Genomic DNA, 17,828 nt, shown 5'->3' on the forward strand with positions numbered 1-17,828 from the left:
TCATGGGCTCGCCCGGCGGTGGGCGGCCCCTGTTGCAGTGGCCACCATTATGTCTACAATTCTGGCGACGATGCAATGACGCTCGATTGAGGAAGAGGATCCGATGGCGAACAACCTGCAGGAGCTGCTGGACGAGCACGGCGACACCGTGGGGATGCTCCGCAACGCCCGCCTCGGCACGTACATCTATCCCGTGGTGCCGACGGAGTTCACCAACTGGCGGCGCGAGCAGAAGGCCTGGCGCGAGACTGCCGTCCTCTACGACCAGACCCACCACATGGTCAACTTCTTCCTCTCGGGCCCGGATGCGCTGACGCTGCTGAGCGACACCGGGATCAACGGCTTCGCGGACTTTCCCGTCGACACCGCCAAGCAGTTCGTGCCGACAGCCTCGAACGGCGGAGTGATCGGCGACGGCATCCTGTTCCACGAGGCAGACCTCGATTACGTGTACGTCGGCCGCGCTCCCGGCGCGAACTGGCTGCAGTTCCACGCGGAGACCGGCGGGTATGACGTCGAGTTCCGCTACGACGACCGCTCGCCGTCGCGGCCCTACGGCCAGGCGGTTCACCGCGACTACTACCGCTTCCAGATCCAAGGCCCGCGCGCCTGGGACATCATCGAGAAGCTCAACGGCGGGCCGCTCGAGAAGGTCCGCTTCTTCCGGATGGGCCACCTGAGGATCGCCGGCCGGCAGGTGCGGACGCTCCGCCACGGCATGGCGGGAGCCCCCGGGCTGGAGCTGTGGGGCCCGTACGAGGACCACGGCCTGATCCGCGACGCCATCCTCGAGGCGGGCGCCGAGTTCGGGATCGAACCGTGCGGGTCCCGCGCGTACTCGTCCAACACGCTCGAGTCGGGATGGATCCCCTCTCCCCTCCCCGCGATCTACTCGAGCGACGCGGAGCGGGCCTACCGCGAGTGGCTGCCGACGACGAGCTACGAGGCGATCAACGCGATCGCCGGATCCTTCGTGTCCGAGAACATCGAGGACTACTACCTGAACCCGTGGGAGCTCGGCTACGGCTCGTTCGTGAAGTTCGACCACGACTTCATCGGGCGCGACGCCCTGGAACGGATCGAGCCGGAGCGGCAGCGCCGCAAGGTCACGCTCGCGTGGAACGACGAGGACCTCGGCCGGATCCTGACCTCGGTTCTCGACCGCGAGAGCGAGGGATACCAGTTCTTCGACCTGCCGAATGCGAACTACGGCTCGAGCAACTTCGACGCGGTGATCGACGCCGACGGCAGGAACATCGGCCTGTCGCTGTTCACCGGGATCACGGCGAATGAGAAGCGGGGCCTGTCACTCGCGACCGTCGACCGGGAGGTGCCGGAGGGCGCCGAGGTGCGCGTGATCTGGGGCGAGCCGGACGGCGGATCGGGCAAGACCACGGTCGAGCCGCACACGCAGATCGAGGTGCGGGCGATCGTCAGCCCCGTCCCCTATGCCACCGTCGCGCGCGAGACGTACCACGGCGGCTGGCGCTCGTCCGGGCGGGTCTGAGGCCCGCCCGTCAGCGGCTCTCGGCAAGGATGCGAGCGAGCCACGCGTGCGTGGCTCGCGTCATGTCTGCCGGGGTGCCCGCCTCGTCCAGCACGCTCAGCACGTCGCGCAGCTCGTGCTCCCGGCGCTCGACGTGCATGTACGTGCCGGCCACGAGCCGCTCGACCGCCGTGTCGCCGTCGGCACCGAGCTCGTCGGCGATCTGTGCACGCAGCCACTCCTCGGCGCCGGTGGCGCGGGCGGCCTCCAGACCCTCGATGACGAGGGCGGCGAGGCCCTTCATGAACACTGCGCGCAGCAGCTTCAGCCGTGCCGCGTCGCCGATGCCGCCCGGGGCGACATCCACGGGCACGCCGAGCGGGCGCATCCGCCGCGCGAACTCCTCGGCGGCGTCGCCGCTGGCAAGCAGCGGCGTCCGGTGCCCGGCGCGGGGCACCGGCGCGAGCACGGCGACATCCGCGACGGCCATCCCGGCGCCGCGCGCGAGCGCCGCGACCTCCCGCTTCGTCGCCGGTGCGGCGGTGTTCAGGTCAGCGAGCAGGGCGCCCGGCGCCATCCGCTCCACCGCGTCGCGCGCCGCGTCGACGGACGCCCTTGCGCCGACGAGGCTCAGCACGAGCTCTGCGCCCTCGAGGCAGTCGGCGAGCGTCTGCCGCTGGGCGATGCCGAGCGCGGACACATCGACGTGCGGGTCGTATCCGGTCACCTCCGCGCCGGCATCGGCGAGGCCCCGCGCGTAGAGCGCGCCGGCCTCGCCCAGCCCCATCACCGCGATCCGCACCATGGCGGCCACCCTACGACGACGCCGCGATTCACGCCACGATTGTTGACACTTCGTACCTCTGTCCATAGCCTTCCGGTACGGGAGCACCGGCGCTCCACCCGACGCGGGTCCATCCGCGGGCGCGCCGGTCTCCACCGACCGCGATGACGCACGGAAGACTGGGGCGATGGCCGCTCGACTGACCCTGCAGGATGTGAACCTCCGCTTCGGCGGGGTCACGGTGCTGCACGACGTCGGCTTCGCGGTGGAGCCCGGCGAGATCCTCGGACTCGTCGGCCCCAACGGAGCCGGCAAGACCTCGCTGTTCAACTGCATCAGCGGGCATTACCGCCCCACCTCCGGATCCATCCGCATCGACGACACCGAGGTCAGCGGCCTTCACCCCGCGCGGCTCGCGGGGCATGGACTCGCCCGGACCTTCCAGCACCCCGCGCTGCAGCTGCACGAGACGGTGCTCGAGAACGTGCTGCTCGGCGGCCACACGCGCCTCGCCGGCGGCCCCCTCGCCTGGTCGCTGCGCGTGCCGCCCACCGGCCGCCGCGAGCGCGAGCTTCGCGCCGAGGCGCTCGAGCTCCTCGACGCCCACGACCTCGGCTGGGCCGCCCACCTCGCGGCCGACGAGCTCTCGCACGGCCTCCACAAGGGCGTCGAGCTGTGCCGCGCCCTGCTGATGCGTCCCAGCCTGCTGCTGCTCGACGAGCCCGCCGCCGGCCTCTCGCACGGCGAGGTCGAGCGCTTCATCCAGACAGTGCGGGCCCTGCGGGCCGACGCCGACATCACCGTCGTGATCGTCGAGCACCACATGGGCCTCATCTCGGCCCTGACGGATCGCGTCGTCGTGCTCGACCACGGCCGCAAGCTCATGGAGGGGACGGCCGCCGAGGCGCAGTCGGATCCTCGCGTGATCGAGGCGTACATCGGCAAGGAGGCGGCGGATGACGCTGCTTGAGCTCGTCGACGTCACCGCGTCCTACGGCCCCGTGCAGGTGCTCGAGGGCGTCTCGCTGAGCGTTCCCGACGGCGGCGCGGTGGGCATCCTGGGGGCCAACGGCGCCGGAAAGACCACCACGCTGCGCGCGATCAGCGGCGTCGTCCGCACGAGCGGGCGCATCGTGTTCGACGGCAAGGACATCAGCGGCCTGCGCCCCGACCAGGTCGCCGCCCGCGGAATCGCGCACGTGCCGGAGGGCCGCGGCACGCTGCCCAATCTCACCGTGCGCGAGAACCTCATGGTGGGCGCCTACCTGCGCAAGGACCGCCGCGCCCTCGCCGCCGACGTCGACTACCTGATCGACCTGTTCCCGAACCTCGGAGAGCGGATCGGATCGAACGCCTCCGCACTGTCAGGTGGCGAGCAGCAGATGCTCGCCGTGGGCCGGGCGTTCATGGCCCGGCCCCGCCTGCTGCTGCTCGACGAGCCGTCGCTGGGCCTCGCGCCCAGCACCGCCAAGAACGTGTACGACGCCATCCGCCGGCTCCGCGTCGAGTCGGGCATCGCGATGCTCGTCGTCGAGCAGAACGCCACTCTCGCCTTCAACATCGTCGACACCGCCACGGTGCTCGAGACCGGTCGCAGCGTGCTCACGGGCAGCTCGGCCGAGCTGAAGGGCCGGGACGAGATCCGACGCGCATACCTGGGAGGCTGACGTGGGCACCTTCATCCAGCTCGTCATCGACGGCCTCGCCATGGGATCGATCTACGCGGCCCTGGCGCTCGCGATCGTGCTCGTGAACCAGTCGACCGGCATGATCAACTTCGCCCAGGGCGGCATGGCCGTGCTGTCCGCCTACGTGTCGTATGCGTTCCTCGGCATGGGAGTTCCGCTGATCCTCGCCATCGCGATCGCCGTCGTGATCTCCTTCGCGCTCGGCGCGGTCGTCGAGCGCCTGCTGATGCGCAGGTTCGAGGGAGGCGATCCAGACACCGCCGTCGTTGTGACGGTCGGCCTGCTGACGCTCATCACGGGCGTGTGCGGAATGATCTGGTCGTACAACAACCTGCAGTTCCCCTCACTGTTCCCCGGCGACTCGTTCCCGTTCCTCGGCGCGGCGATCAGCTGGCGCTCCCTCGGCACGTTCCTCGTCATCGCGGCGATCATGGTCCTTCTGCAGCTGCTGTTCCGGAAGACGAAGATCGGTCTCGCGCTGCGCGCCGTCGCGGACAACCCGCGCTCGTCGTCGTTCTCGGGCCTGCCGGTGGGGCGCCTGCTGATGGTCGGCTGGGGTCTCGCCGCCGCGCTCGGCGCGGTCGCGGGAGCGCTCGTCGCTCCGCGGCTCTCGCTCACGCCCGGCATGCTGGACGGCGCGCTCGTCTACGCGCTGGCGGCGGTCATCCTGGGCGGCGCGTCGAGCCCGATCGGGGTCGTCGTCGCCGCGTGGCTCATCGGCGTGCTCGAGAACCTCGGCGCTGTGTACGTGCCGTTCATCGGACACGACCTGAAGATCGCCGTGCCGTTCATCCTGCTGTTCGTTGTGCTGCTGATCCGCCCGCAGGGCCTGTTCGGCCGCAAGACAGTGGTGCGTGTGTGATGGCCCGGCAGAAGGTGAGCGGCGCGATGTTCTGGAGCAATCGCTGGGTGCGCATCGGCGTCGCCGTCGTGATCGCGCTTGTGCTCGTGTTCGCGCCATGGAACCTGGACGTCGCGACGAACCAGGCCCTCGCTCGCGTCGGGGTCTTCGCGGTGGCGGTGCTCGGCCTGAACGTGATCATGGGGTACGCGGGCCAGGTGTCCCTCGGCCAGATCTTCTTCCTCGGCCTCGGCGCCTACGTCACCGCGTACGGCGTGAACGAGGGGTGGAACGTCGCCCTCGTGTTCGTGCTGGCCGTGCTGATCCCGGGGCTCGCGGGCTACGTCGTGGCGCTGGCGGCGGCGCGCCTCGGCGGACTCGCGATCGCCATGGTCACGATCGCGCTGCCCATCATCGGCGTCCCGCTCGCCAAGCGACTCGCCGACTTGACGGGCGGATCCCAGGGAACGTCGGCTCGGTTCAGCTCGGCACCGGACTGGTTCGGCAGCGACCTCGACGACATCTGGCAGTACTACATCGTGCTCGCCGTCGCCGCGGTCGTCTTCGTGCTCGTGCACAACCTCGTGCGCGGCAAGTTCGGCCGCGCGCTCGCGATCGTCAAGGAGAACGAGGCCGTCGCCTCGTCCATGGGCATCTCGCCGTACCGCTACAAGGTCATGGCGTTCACGATCGCGGCGATGATCGGCGGCGTCAGCGGATTCCTGTACATGGTCGTCGTGCAGTACACCTCGCCCGAGACCCTCGCATTCCACCACTCGATCAGCCTCCTCGCGTCCATGGTCGTCGGGGGCGCGGCGAGCATCGTCGGCTCGCTCATCGGCGGGGCGTATTACGTGCTCGTGCCGAATGTGACGAACGAGATCGACGCGACGTTGACCGCGGTCATCCAGGGCGTCATCCTGCTCTTCGTGCTGTTCGTCCTGCCGGGCGGCATCGCGAGCCTCCCCCGTGTCCTCCGCCGCCTGTTCCGCGGCCGCAGCGGCACGCCGCGATCGGATGCCGAGCGGGAACGCGCCGCGCAGACCCCCACCACAGAGTGATCACCAGAGAGAAGGTCAGCATGAACACGCGCAGCAAGACCGCCGGCATCGTCGCCGTCGGATCGATCATCGCGCTCACGCTCGCGGGCTGTTCGCGCGGCGCCGAGGCAGGGCCCGACCCGTCGGGCGACGGCGAGGTCGCCGCGAGCCCCGGCATCACCGACGACAGCATCACGCTGGGCGTCACCACCCCGCTCTCGGGCGGCACCGCCGGCCCCGGAAACTGCACCGTCGCGGGCCTCGTCGCCTACTTCGGCGAGGCGGGGCCGATCGAGTTCGGGGACGGCAAGACCCGTGAGGTCACCGTCGAGGCGTACGACGACACGTACGACCCCCAGAAGGCGCTGACCAACTTCCAGCAGAACCAGGCGAACGTGTTCGCGTTCACCTCGGGCCTCGGCACGCCGACGAACCGCGCCTACCGCGACGCGGCGATCGAGGAGGAGGTGCCGCAGGTGCTCGTCATGACCGGCGACCCGCTCTTCAGCGACCGCGAGCAGAGCCCCTGGCAGCTCGGCTTCGTGCCGATCTACCAGAACGAGGGCGCGGCGTTCGGCGAGCTGCTCGCCGCCTCGACCGAGGAGCACAAGGTCGCGATCCTGTCGCAGAACGACGACTACGGCAAGGGATACGTCGAGGGCTTCAAGGAGGCCATCGAGGGAGCCGCGAACATCGAGGTCGTCGAGGAGCTCACCTACGAGGCGACCGACACCTCGGTCGACGCGCAGCTGACCGAGCTCGCCGCCAGCGGAGCCGACGTGTTCTTCAACGCCATGTCGATCACGCCGCTCACGATCAGCACCATCGAGAAGGCGCGCGAGCTGTCCTGGTCGCCGAGCTGGTTCCTGCCGTCGAACACCTCCAGCCCCGGTGCGATCCTGGGCCCGGCGGGCGCGAACCCCGACGACGGGTTCTATTCGGTGTCGTTCGCGAAGGCCCCGCAGAGCCCCGCGTTCGCGGAGGACGAGGACGTGACGACGTTCCTCGCCGCGCTCGAGGAGCACTCGGGCGATTACACCACGACGCCCGACTTCCCTCACTGCATGTGGAGCTACATGGTCGGCGCCACGCTCGAGGAGGCCTTCGCGGCGATGGAGGAGCCGACGCGCGAGAGCTTCATGGAGGCCCTCGGCGGCATCTCGGGCTTCACCGCCCCGCTGATGCTGGAGGGCACGTCGATCGACACCACGCAGGACGGCCAGCCCGCCGTCTCGTCGGTCGTCGTCCAGCGCTACAACGGTCAGGGCTACGCGAACGCCGACGCGTTCGAGTGAACCCCACCCGCGGAGGGGCTCGGTCCGACCGAGCCCCTTCGCGGAGCGTCGGCGCGAGCGTGCGAGCCGCGAGCGAAGCGAGCTAAAGAAGACCAGCCAGCAGCGTCACGATCCCCTGGAGGTGGCGGCGGGTCGCCTCGGCGGCCGCGTCGGGATCGCGGGCGAGCACCGCGTCGATGATCGCGATGTGCTCGGGCGCCGACTGGTTGATGCGCCCCGGGTGGTACGCGAGCCGGAACTGATGGCGGGCCGACTGGGCGAGCAGCCGCTCGAGCAGCTGCGTGGCGGTCGCGTGCCCGCTCAGGTCGCGGATGCGGCGATCCACCTCCTGATTCAGGGACGCGTAGCCGACGAGGTCTCCCCCGTCCGCCGCCGCCCGGATCCGCTCGCGCAGCTCGGCGAGCTCGACCGCGTCCTCGTCCGACAGGTTCTGGGCAGCCTTGCGTGCGCACAGCTCCTCGAGACCCATGCGCACCTCGACGATCTCGATCGCCTCCTCGACGCTGATCGCCCTCACCCGGGCGCCGCGGTTCGGCAGGCGTTCGACGAGCCCCTCGCCCGCGAGGTTCATGAGCGCGGTGCGCACTGAGGCACGGCTCGCCTCGAACCGGTCGCTGAGGTCGGCCTCGATCAGCCGCTGATGGGGCGCGAAGTCGCCGCGCAGGATCGCGTCGCGGATGCGGGCCGTCAGATCCTGCTGGGTCACGTCGATTGCCGCCTCGGTCGTCGTCGACACGCGTATCCCCTCTCGGCAGGCCCGCCGGGCGGCGGGCTGAGGCCTATTCTGCAAGACCCGTGTCGGATTGTCGCGGATCCTGTGTACAAAGCGCGCGGTGTCGCGCACACTTGTCGCATACCCGCGCATACACGGGCCGGGACGCCCGGACCGGCACCCGAGGCGCAGAACCCCGGCCACAGCCCTGGCACACACAAAGAGGTGAGTGATCCCATGACGGACACCCAGAACGCGGTCGTGAGCACCGACGCGGCATCCGGAGAGGCCTCGGACACCGAGGTCGGATCGGCTGCCGAGGCCGCCGTCCGCACCGGCCTGTTCATCGGCGGCGAGCAGCGCTTCACCGATGAGGTCGTGAAGATCGCCGACCCCGCCAAGCCCGGTGTCGTGGTCGGCGAGGCCGCCTCCGCCTCGCCCCAGGACGTCGCGGATGCGGTCGCGGCCGCGAAGGCCGCCTACCCCGCATGGTCGGCACTGTCGGCCGCAGAGCGCGCCGCGAAGATGGCCGAGGCCATCGCCGGCATCGCGGACGACCGCGACACGGACGCCGCCATCCTGTCGCAGGAGAACGGCAAGATCCGGATGGAGGCGTGGATCGACGCGCTGGTGTTCGAGATCCGCTGGAACCTCGCCCTCGCCGTCGCCGACCAGGTCGACGAGGTCACCACGCTCGAGCCCGCGCCCGGCCTCCCCGTGACCACGAAGGTCGCGCACTCGCCGCTGGGAGTCGTCTCGATCATCGTGCCGTTCAACTGGCCGATCGCCATCCTCGGCGCCGGCCTGCCGTACGCCCTGCTCGCGGGGAACACCGTCGTGGTGAAGCCGCCGGCATCGGCGCCCCTCGCGACGGCGCGCCTCGTGCAGCGCGTGGCGGAGAAGCTCCCCGCCGGCGTGCTGAACATCGTCACCGGCAAGGACGAGAACATGTCCGCCTTGATCCAGAACCCGGATGTCGCGAAGGTGTCCTTCACGGGCAGCGTCAACGGCGGCAAGCGGATGATGGAGATGGCCTCGAAGACGCTGACCCGTGTCACGCTCGAGCTCGGCGGCAACGACGCCGCGGTGCTCGCCGAGGATGTCGACCTGAGCGATGCGCACCTCGACCGTCTGTTCGGCGCGATCTACGACACCACGGGCCAGATCTGCATGAACGCCAAGCGCGTGTACGTGCACCGCTCGCGCCTCGACGAGCTGGTCGCGGGCCTCGAGGCGCGGCTGCAGAAGGTCGTGATCGGCTACGGCCTCGACGAGGGGACGACGATGGGCCCGCTGCACCAGCCGGCGCAGAAGGCGTTCGTGGAGGAGATCATCCAGGAGGCGAAGGACGCCGGCGCCGAGGTGCGCGAGTACGGCGAGCTTCCCGGTGGCGAGCTGGCGGGCGGCAACTTCCTGCGCCCGGCGCTCGTGATCGATCCGGATCCGTCGCTGCGCGTCGTGACGCGGGAGCAGTTCGGCCCGGTCATCCCGATCATCCCGTTCGACAGCGACGACGAGGCGATCGCCGCCGCCAACGACACGTGGGCGGGCCTCGGCGGCTCGGTCTGGACCTCCAGCCCCGAGACCGCGCAGCGCATCGGCTCGCGCCTTCAGTGCGGCTACGTCTGGATCAACGACCACGGCGCCAACCGCCTCGACCTTCGCGCGCCCTTCGGCGGCGTGAAGCAGTCGGGCATGGGTCGCGAGCAGGGCATCGAGGGCGTCCGGGACTTCCAGGACACCCACTCGGTCGCCACGCTCGACGAGGAGGCGCTGAAGGCCATGGCGCACTGAGGCCCGCGAAACCTCAACGCCGTCGCGAGACCGCAGCTGCGCGCTGCGGTCTCGTGGCGTGTCTGAGGTCTCGCGGCGGTGTCGCGGCGGGCGTCAGCGCGCCGCCGCGGCGCGGCACGTCAGGGCCGGGATGACGTGCTCGTCGAACAGGTCGAGCGAGCGCAAGGCGGCGTCGGCGGGCAGGCCGCCCCACGCGAAGGCCCCTGCGAGGTAGTTCACGCCCGTGACGTCCACGGCGTGCGACACCTGGTCACGGACCGACTCGGGCGAGCCCACGAAGAACAGGTGGCGCTCCACGAGGTCACGCAGGTCGGGCGTGTCGTCGGATCCGGGCGTGCCCGCCTTGCGCCACAGCCACGTGAAGCTCGCGTGGTGCTCGGCGAACGCGCGCTCCGCGAGCGCGAACGCCTCCCGGTCGGTGTCGGCCACGAGCGTGTGCCGCAGGATGCCGAAGCGCGGCGCCGCGCCCGTCGCCTGCGCGAAGTACGCGACCGTGTCGCGGTCGAAGCCGAACATGGCGGCCTCGACCGGCGAGGAGCCCTTGCCGATGCCGACCTCGAGGCGTCCGTGCGAGAGCGCGTCGAGCATGCCGATCTCCTCCACGAGGCGCAGCGGATCGTAGAACGGCACGATGAACGTCGTGGGCACGAGCCGGATGCGCCGGGTCTCGCGCGCGACGGCGGCCAGCCACACGGCGGGCGACGACACGAGGCCGAGCGGCGTGCCGTGGTGCTCGGCGACGTGGTAGCGGGCGAAGCCGCCCTCGTCGGCGCGGCGCGCGAGCGCGAGCCGCTCGTCGTAGTGCGTCGTGGTGTCGCGGCCGGACGCGTCCATCCAGTCGAACAGCCCGAACTCGATCGGCGCGGGTTCCGTCATGCGTGCGTCCCTTCGTCTGCGGGGGCGTCCTCGCCCACCGCCCTGCGGATGAATCCGGCCACGACCGCGCCGTACGTGTCGCCCGTTCCCAGGGCGAGCACGGGCGTGACGTGGCTGTGGCCCTGCGCGACTTGCGCGAGCGGCAGGGATCCGCGCTCGCGCAGTATCGCGGCGAGCGCGGCGGCGGTCTGGCGCTGGAAGCTCGCGGGGTCGAACTCCGCGGCCCCCAGCAGCAGCGGCACGCGCGTCGCAGCGAGCGCGGGCAGCGTCGCGCGCGCGGGCCGCTCTGCCGCGTCGCCGTAGTACAGCGCGACCATCGCCGCGATCTCGTCCTCCGCCGCGGCGGGATCGTAGATGCCGGACTGGAGGATCGCGCAGGCGGGCGCCGCGGCCGTCGGACCGCCGTGACCGGCCAGGAATCCGGCGACGTGGGCCGCGCCGGCCGAGTGGCCGAACAGCACGATCCGGTCGGGGTCCGCCCCGATCTCCGCGGCGCCGGCGCTGAGCCGCTCGACCGCGGCGGCGACGTCCCGGGAGCCTGCCGGCCAGGCGTGCTCGGGAGCCCGCCGGTAGGTCATGGTCGCGCCGATCCAGCCGCGCTCGGCCGCCCACGCTCCGACGTCGTCGAAGAACGGCAGCTCGGGGTCGCTCTTGTCGCCGCCCGAGAAGCCGCCGCCGTGCACGAACAGCACGACGGGCCTCGCCCCGCCGGGCGCGAGGGGCTCGCGCGCATGCAGGTCCAGCCGCTGGCGCACGTCCGGCCCGTAGGCGACGTCGCGGCGGACGTGCGGCGCGCGGATGTCGCCGAGCGCGAGGGCGATGAGCCGGCGCTGCGCCGCGATCACGTCCGGCGTGAAGGCGCGCCCGTGCGCGCGCAGCGCGGCCAAGACCTCCTCGGGGTCCCTCGAGACTCCCACGTCCGCGCCGTCGCCCGCACGCACGGCACCGCGGACCGGGAGGCGCCGGACCGGCGCCGCGCGACCCGGCCGGAGGGCAACCGTCAGCGCAGCACGGCGCGGCACGCCAGATGCAGCGCCAGGCGCACGCCCGGATCGCCCATGTCGACGCCGAGCAGCTCCTGGATGCGGTGCACGCGCGTGCTGACCGTGTTGCGGTGCACGGCGAGCGCGTCGGCCGTCGCGGCGATCCCCGACTCGTTGTCGAGGTACGTAGCGAGCGTGCGCAGCAGCGCGTCGTCGTCGCCCCGCAGGGGTGCGAGCAGCGACTCGGCGGCGGGCACGAACGTGTCGTTCTCGGTGCGCGCCAGCAGCAGCTGCTCGAGCCCGAACGTGTCCACGCGCACGAACCATCCCGTCGAGGACCGGTCGCTCGCGATGCGCGCGGCGTCGGCCGCCTCACCCAGCGTCGCGCCGAGGCCCGCGGCGTCGCGCTGGAGCGACCCGACGCCCGTGGCCACGTTGAACGCGCGCCGCGTGGACTCGTGCAGGGCGCGCAGCGCCCCCACGGTGGCCTCGAGCTGCGCGGGAGCCGGACGCTCGACGAAGCGCAGCCACCCCGTCACGCCGCGGCCCATGGCCGTGGCGTGGTGCTCGACGCCGAGCGCGCTGAGCCCGGCGGCCACGGATCGCAGCAGCCCGTGGGGATCGACCCGGCCGCGCGCGACGATCCGGAACCCCAGGTGGTGGCCGCTCTGGCGCCACCCTCGTTCGAGCATGCGCCGCTCGACGTCCGCGTCGTGCGCGCCCCGCAGCTCCAGGAACTCGCGCAGCAGATCCGCCGAGACCGAGGCGTCGCTGACCGCCGCGACCTCGTCGATCAGGATGCGCGCCGCGACGGCTGGCATGGCGACCTCGGCGGCCACGGCGAGCGCGCGGCGCTGCGGGGCGCGGATGCCGGTCGCGAAGAACGCCAGTCGCAGACCGGGCCGTGAGGGGCTGTCGACGCGCACGCTCGCGACCGACACGTCCCCGAGCGCCGTGATGTCGACCCACCGGTCCCAGTCGACGGCCGACACGGCCTCGCCGAGCTCGCCGCCCGACTGCTCGAGCACGCCGGACGCGTCCAGCAGCGCGACGCCGCATCCCGTGGCGGTCGCGAGGTGCGCGAGCAGGTCGCGCAGGTCGGTCGCCGGGTATCGGAAGGCGCTCGCGAGGCGCCGGACGATGTCGAGCGCGAGCGCGTCGCGCGCCTGCGCGAGTCGCCAGCACGTCTCGGCCAGCTCGAACGGCCGCTGCACGTCCAGCACGAGCAGTCCGATGCGCTCGGCCAGTCGCCTGGCGCCCGGACCGAGGTCGGCCGCGCCCGGCACGGCGAGCGCGGCGTAGCCCCGGTCGCGCACGCGCCGCAGCAGCGCGTCCGTGCGCCACGGCTCCGCGGGAAGCGGCGTCGCGAGGATCGCCAGGCGGCCGTCGCCGTCGTCCGGCAGCTGCTCGTCCGTCAGCGCGAGCGCCGCCGCGGGCCACTCGCCGTGCGCGGGTCCCGCGACGTGCCGGATGCCGCCGTGCGCGGCCTCGGCCCGCAGCGCGTCGAGGTCGAGGGCGCTCACCATGCCGGATCCAGCGCCTCGAGGCCGTAGAACGAGGGCACCACGCGGCGCATCCGCTCGCGCGAGGCGCGCCACCAGTCCGACACCGGCACCTGCACGACGGCGACGTGCTGGCCCAGCTTGAGCTGCGGCACCTCCAGGATCGCGCGCGTGCGGGCGTCGACGACCGCAAGGATGTCGGGCGCGGCTCCCACGAGGGCGCCGTCCGTCACGAGGGCGAGCGTCTCGGAGCGCGTGACGAGCCGGTGCACGGCGCCGTCCGGGCCCGCGATCTCGAACGACTGCACCTGCGGATCCGTCGCGCCTGCCTGCGCCGCATGGATGCGCCCTGCGGCCAGCAGGCGACCGCCCAGCGCCTCGGCGAACGCGTCCAGGGGACGCTCGCGGGCCGCGAGGAACGCCCGGCCGAGCTCCAGGGCGCGCGACAGCATCCCTGGCATGGCGTGCCGGCGCAGGTCTCCGACCGTGAAGCCGCCCACGACCACCGCGCCCGTGCCGCCCGCCTGCTGCAGCGCCGCGCGCACGAGGGCCTCGACGTCGTCGGGCCGCGTGCTCTCCACGAGCGTGACGCCCGCGCCCGTCGTGGTGGCGAAGACCAGGCCGGGCACGCCGTCCACGACGAGCGAGACCTGATCGATGCGCGGCAGCGCCCTGCCCATGCAGTCGGCGTCCACGAGCGTGCGCCCGCCGGCCGCGACGAGCCCCGTGAGGCCGTTCATGCCGCCGATCTCGAACGAGCACAGCGCGGGCACGTGGCGGCCGACCCATCGTTCGACGGCCGCGATGAGCGGCGCGAACGGCTCCACGCCCGGGAGCCGCTCCGTGAGCACCATGGTCGAGCCGGCGAACGCCGCCGCGATGCAGGGCGTGGCCGGGTCCAGGTCGTCCACGTCGGCGAGCTCGACGGGCCAGGCGGCCGATCGGGCGATCAGCTCGAGGTGCGTCGTGACGCCGCCGCCGCCCGAGCCCAGCAGCGCGCAGCCGCTCGCGAGGGCCGCGATCTCCGATCGTTCGACGCGTCGCACCACGCCCGCCAGCCTAGGCCGTGGCGGATCAGCGCGACTCGACGGGGCGGAACGACTCCTCGAGACCGAACGCGGACGGCCCGAACGCCGCGAGCGCCTCGGGCGTGCGCATCATCTCGGGGGTCGAGATCCCCAGCACGCGCACGCGCTGGCCGTAGCGCAGGCCCTCCGTCGTGATGGGCTCGGCGCTCTCGTGATCGACCACGCAGATGAGGTCGGGCACGATCGCCAGCAGCTCGCCGCCGCGCCGCGCCGTCAGGTTCTCGTTCTGGAACGCGATCTCGAGCTCGGGGCCGTCGCCCTGGGGCGCGATGCGCGCAAGGCCGCGGGCGAAGCCCTCGGTCGTGCGGCGGTCGACGTCCACCACCTTGCCCACGAACAGCTCGCGCACGTGCGAGTAGAGCGTGGGCGCGAGGGTGTCGGCGATCGCCTCGAACGGCGAGCGCTTCTGCTCGCGCGCCTCGCGGATGGCCCGGCCGAGCGCGAGCGCCATGGAGATCGTGCGGGGCACGGCGGTGCGCTTCACGTCCGCGCCGCTCATCGCGTACTCCGCGATGTGGCCCACGCCGCCCAGCCGGATGGTCACGGCGCGCGCGAGCCATTCCATCTGCCGGTCGTCGTCGCCCGTGTCGATGATCACGCGCTCGCCGCGCTCGCCCGCCAGCGCGAGCGGCGAGCCGTGCACGCCGTACACCGCGAACGTCTCCATGGACAGCTCGGGGAACGCCCGGCCCATGCCGTCGGCGTCGACCACGGGCAGACCGGTCTCGGCGGCCACGACGAACGGGATCATCGAGTTGATGCCGCCGCACTCGATCGGCATGGTGGCATCCGCCGCGCGCCCCAGGTGGTCCTCCAGCGTGCGCAGGGCGAGCGTCGGCTCGGTGCCCGCCGGGATCTTCTCGATCATGACGGTCGGAGCGCCCATCTGGGCGGTGGGGATCACGAACGCGTCGTCGACCAGCTCGTCCGGGTCCAGCACCGTGATGGCGCCGTCGCCGAGCACGCGCTCGACGAGCTTGGAACCGATGTAGGGATCTCCCCCGCCGCCCGTGCCGAGCAGCGTCGCGCCGCGCGCGAGATCCGGGAGGTCGGCGGCGGTCAGCTGCCAGCTCATGCGGAGGCCTCCGAGATCGTGCCGTCGAAGCGGTGGGCGGGGATGTCGTAGCCGAAGTACCGGGGTCCCACCATCGCCAGGGCCTCCTCCGAGTGCCAGCGCGGATCGCTCGGCGCTGCGATCACCCGCACGCGCTGGCCGTACCGCAGCCCCTCGGTCGTGATCGGCTCGCCCGAGTCGTGCTCGAGCACCATGATCAGGTCGGGCGTCGTCGCCAGGGTGAGACCGTCGCGCTCGGCGATCAGGTGCTCGTTCTGGAAGCGCAGCGTGAGCTCGCCGTCGCCCGCGATGCGGGCCGTGCCGCGCGCGAACCCGCTGGTGGTGCCGCGCTGCACGTCGACGACCTTGCCCGCGAACAGCTCGCGTCCGCCCAGGAGGTCGACCGTGCGCTCGACCGGGTCGAGCTTCCGGTCGCGTGCGTCGCGGATGCCGGCGCCGATGTCGATGCACTGGCGCAGCGACCCGTCCACGAGCGCCTCGCGGGCCTGCGCGCCGGTCATCGCGAAGCCGGAGATCATGATCGAGCAGCCCATCTCGACGGCCGCGACGCGCGCGATCCGCTCGGTCCAGGCGTTGTCGACGGTCTGCAGCACGCCGACGTTGCCCTTCTCGTCGCTGAACGCGAGGGGCGATGCGCTCACGCCGTACAGCGTGGGCAGCACCATCTGCAGCTCGGGGAAGGCGCGGCCCATGCCGTCGCCGTCGACGAGCGGCAGCCCGAGCGCCGCGGCGGCGGCGATCGGGATCGTCGAGTTCACGCCACCCGCCTCCGCGCACGCGACGTGCGTGACCGGCCGACCCAGGTACGTCCCGAGGGCGCGCACGGGGCCCATGACCTCGTCGAGCCCCGGGAGCTTCTCGACCATGACGGTGGGCGCGCCCATCATCGCGACCGTCAGCACGAGCGCGTCCTCCGGCAGCTCCGCGAGCGGCACGGTCGTGACGGGGCCGTGCTCGGCGATCGCCTGCTTGGCCAGCAGCGCGCCGATGTACGGGTCGCCGCCGCCGCCCGTGCCGAGCACGGCGGCGCCGCGCGCGAGGTCGTCGATCGCGGCGTGGTCGATCTGCCAGGTCATCGTGCACCCATCTCGAGGTCGCCGACGGCCTTGACGCGCACGCGCGTGGCGTTGCCCGGCAGGTACGGGATCGGCACCTCGTCGAAGTCGACGATCGCGACCGAGTCGGGGCGCGCGCCCGCGGCGACGGCCTTCTCGACGGCCTCCTGCTTCACGGCGGCGATGATCTCGTCGCGCTTGCCCGGCTCGACGGCCGTGACCTTGTCGATCTCGCCGCCCACCTGCGCGATGGAGGCCCCGATCGCATTCGCGACCGCGTAGTTCTCGGGCCGGCGCACCGCGCCGAACACGGGCAGCTCGTCCGGCAGGAGGATCGATCCGCCGCCGACCGCCACCACGGGGATCGGATCCGGCGACGTCCGCATGCGGTCGACCGCCTCCGCCACGCGCTCGGCGATGCGGGCCAGCACGCGCTCGACGAGCTGCGGATCGAGGTGGGCGACCTTGGCGGGGTCGCCGACCTCGGCGCGGCCTGCGGCCACCGCGATGTCCGTGGCGGTGAGCGTCGAGCCGCCGAACACGAGCGCCTCGCTGGTCAGGCGGTAGCCGACCGACTCGGGCCCGACCTCGGCCGTCTCCACGTCGACGATGCTGCCGCCGCCGATGCCGATCGACAGGACGTCGGGCATGCGGAAGTTCGTGCGGATGCCGGCGACCTTGACCTCGTTCGCCGTCTCGCGCGGGAACCCGCCGATCAGCAGGCCGACGTCGGCGGTCGTGCCGCCCACATCCACGACCGCGCACGTGGCGAGCCCGCTGGTCACGGCCGCGCCGCGCATCGAGTTGGTCGGTCCCGACGCGAACGTGGCGACGGGGTAGCGGCGCACGAAGTCCTCGTCCATGAGCGTGCCGTCGTTCTGGCTCAGGAAGATCGGGGCGTCGATGCCGTGCGCGCGCACGGCCGCGGTCAAGCCGTCCACGATCTCGCCGGCCAGCTCGCGCAGCGCCGCGTTGATGATCGTGGCGTTCTCGCGCTCGAGCAGGCCGATGCGGCCGATCTCGTGGCTGAGCGACACCGCGACGTCGTCGCCGAGCACCTCGCCGACGATGCGGGCCGCCTCGAGCTCCAGGTCGTGGTTGACGGGGCTGAACACGCTCGAGATGGCCACCGACCGCACGCCGTGGGCCTTCATGTCGCGCGCGTGCTCGCGCAGCTCCTCGGGGTCCAGCGGCGAGATCGGCCTGCCGTCGAACTCGTAGCCGCCGTGCGCCAGATACGTGCGTGCCTGCAGCGCCTCGACGAGCGTCTCGGGCCAGTCGACGAGCGGCGGCAGGGCGCGCGTGGCGGGCAGGCCCAGCCGCAGCGCGGCGGTCGGGGCCAGGCGCTTGGCCTGCACCAGCGCGTTGATGAAGTGCGTCGTGCCGATCATCACGGCCTCGACATCGCCGCCGTCGAACGGGTGCTGCTCGCGCAGCGCCTCCACCGCCTGCACGATGCCGCTCGTGACGTCCGGGGTGGTCGAGTGCTTGACCGCCGCGAGGGTGGTGGTGCCGTCCATGAGGACCGCGTCGGTGTTGGTGCCGCCGACGTCGATGCCGATGTGCATGTCGCTCGTCTCTCTCGTGTGCGCGGGATGCGCGTGTTCGG

At 72.2% G+C, this 17,828-nt stretch carries 16 protein-coding genes; 7 read left to right on the top strand and 9 right to left on the bottom strand.

Annotation, left to right across the window (positions count from 1 at the left end):
* Positions 1 to 103: 103 nt before the first annotated feature.
* Positions 104 to 1,507: a vanillate/3-O-methylgallate O-demethylase gene (ligM, locus tag ABD161_RS02595; protein ID WP_343999408.1), complete on the top strand. Its 1,404-nt coding sequence runs from the start codon at positions 104 to 106 to the stop codon at positions 1,505 to 1,507.
* A gap of 10 nt (positions 1,508 to 1,517) precedes the next feature.
* Here ligM and ABD161_RS02600 read toward each other — a convergent pair whose 3' ends face one another.
* Positions 1,518 to 2,291 carry an NAD(P)-binding domain-containing protein gene (locus ABD161_RS02600; RefSeq protein ID WP_343999410.1) on the bottom strand — a complete coding sequence of 258 codons (774 nt, stop codon included), beginning with the start codon at positions 2,289 to 2,291 and terminating at the stop codon, positions 1,518 to 1,520.
* 166 nt (positions 2,292 to 2,457) lie between these two features.
* On the opposite strand from ABD161_RS02600, the gene ABD161_RS02605 reads away from it, so the two are divergent.
* From ABD161_RS02605 to ABD161_RS02625, 5 genes are read left to right on the top strand one after another with little or no spacing between them, the layout of a single operon-like run.
* Positions 2,458 to 3,240: an ABC transporter ATP-binding protein gene (locus tag ABD161_RS02605; RefSeq protein ID WP_135114166.1), complete on the top strand. Its 783-nt coding sequence runs from the start codon at positions 2,458 to 2,460 to the stop codon at positions 3,238 to 3,240.
* Entirely contained in the window at positions 3,227 to 3,937 is a 711-nt protein-coding gene (locus ABD161_RS02610; RefSeq protein ID WP_343999414.1) for an ABC transporter ATP-binding protein, read from the top strand. The genes ABD161_RS02605 and ABD161_RS02610 overlap by 14 nt, the downstream gene beginning before the upstream one ends.
* Before the next feature lies 1 nt (position 3,938).
* Positions 3,939 to 4,820 (top strand): branched-chain amino acid ABC transporter permease, encoded by an 882-nt coding sequence (locus tag ABD161_RS02615; RefSeq protein WP_135114164.1) that lies wholly within the window; start codon positions 3,939 to 3,941, stop codon positions 4,818 to 4,820.
* The gene (locus ABD161_RS02620; RefSeq protein ID WP_343999415.1) at positions 4,820 to 5,860 is read left to right on the top strand and encodes a branched-chain amino acid ABC transporter permease; all 1,041 of its coding nucleotides are present in this window, start codon (positions 4,820 to 4,822) and stop codon (positions 5,858 to 5,860) included. Before ABD161_RS02615 ends, ABD161_RS02620 begins: the two co-directional genes overlap by 1 nt.
* A gap of 20 nt (positions 5,861 to 5,880) precedes the next feature.
* Entirely contained in the window at positions 5,881 to 7,134 is a 1,254-nt protein-coding gene (locus ABD161_RS02625) for an ABC transporter substrate-binding protein (RefSeq protein ID WP_135114162.1), read from the top strand.
* An 82-nt stretch (positions 7,135 to 7,216) separates the two neighbouring features.
* Here the strand turns inward: ABD161_RS02625 and ABD161_RS02630 are convergent, their stop codons facing one another.
* A complete protein-coding gene (locus tag ABD161_RS02630) occupies positions 7,217 to 7,870 on the bottom strand; it encodes a GntR family transcriptional regulator (RefSeq protein WP_343999418.1) in 654 nt (217 codons plus the stop codon).
* A 213-nt stretch (positions 7,871 to 8,083) separates the two neighbouring features.
* Between ABD161_RS02630 and ABD161_RS02635 the strand changes: the two genes are divergently transcribed.
* Positions 8,084 to 9,640 (top strand): aldehyde dehydrogenase family protein, encoded by a 1,557-nt coding sequence (locus tag ABD161_RS02635; RefSeq protein WP_343999420.1) that lies wholly within the window; start codon positions 8,084 to 8,086, stop codon positions 9,638 to 9,640.
* Positions 9,641 to 9,733: 93 nt separating this feature from the next.
* Here ABD161_RS02635 and ABD161_RS02640 read toward each other — a convergent pair whose 3' ends face one another.
* From ABD161_RS02640 to ABD161_RS02670, 7 genes are all read right to left on the bottom strand, one after another.
* Positions 9,734 to 10,516 (bottom strand): LLM class flavin-dependent oxidoreductase, encoded by a 783-nt coding sequence (locus ABD161_RS02640; protein ID WP_343999422.1) that lies wholly within the window; start codon positions 10,514 to 10,516, stop codon positions 9,734 to 9,736.
* On the bottom strand, positions 10,513 to 11,403 hold the full coding sequence (locus tag ABD161_RS02645; protein WP_343999424.1) for an alpha/beta hydrolase: 891 nt from the start codon (positions 11,401 to 11,403) through the stop codon (positions 10,513 to 10,515). The genes ABD161_RS02640 and ABD161_RS02645 overlap by 4 nt, the downstream gene beginning before the upstream one ends.
* A 113-nt stretch (positions 11,404 to 11,516) precedes the next feature.
* Entirely contained in the window at positions 11,517 to 13,025 is a 1,509-nt protein-coding gene (locus tag ABD161_RS02650) for a helix-turn-helix domain-containing protein (RefSeq protein ID WP_343999426.1), read from the bottom strand.
* Entirely contained in the window at positions 13,019 to 14,050 is a 1,032-nt protein-coding gene (locus ABD161_RS02655) for a DUF917 domain-containing protein (protein WP_343999428.1), read from the bottom strand. Before ABD161_RS02655 ends, ABD161_RS02650 begins: the two co-directional genes overlap by 7 nt.
* A gap of 25 nt (positions 14,051 to 14,075) precedes the next feature.
* Complete coding sequence (locus ABD161_RS02660) at positions 14,076 to 15,164, bottom strand: S-methyl thiohydantoin desulfurase family protein (RefSeq protein WP_343999429.1); 1,089 nt, start codon at positions 15,162 to 15,164, stop codon at positions 14,076 to 14,078.
* Positions 15,161 to 16,240 carry an S-methyl thiohydantoin desulfurase family protein gene (locus ABD161_RS02665; RefSeq protein WP_343999430.1) on the bottom strand — a complete coding sequence of 360 codons (1,080 nt, stop codon included), beginning with the start codon at positions 16,238 to 16,240 and terminating at the stop codon, positions 15,161 to 15,163. Before ABD161_RS02665 ends, ABD161_RS02660 begins: the two co-directional genes overlap by 4 nt.
* A complete protein-coding gene (locus ABD161_RS02670; protein WP_343999432.1) occupies positions 16,237 to 17,787 on the bottom strand; it encodes a hydantoinase/oxoprolinase N-terminal domain-containing protein in 1,551 nt (516 codons plus the stop codon). Before ABD161_RS02670 ends, ABD161_RS02665 begins: the two co-directional genes overlap by 4 nt.
* Between the last annotated feature and the right edge of the window lie 41 nt (positions 17,788 to 17,828).

The organism is Microbacterium paludicola, from assembly GCF_039529675.1.
In the GTDB taxonomy this organism is placed as follows: domain Bacteria; phylum Actinomycetota; class Actinomycetes; order Actinomycetales; family Microbacteriaceae; genus Microbacterium; species Microbacterium paludicola.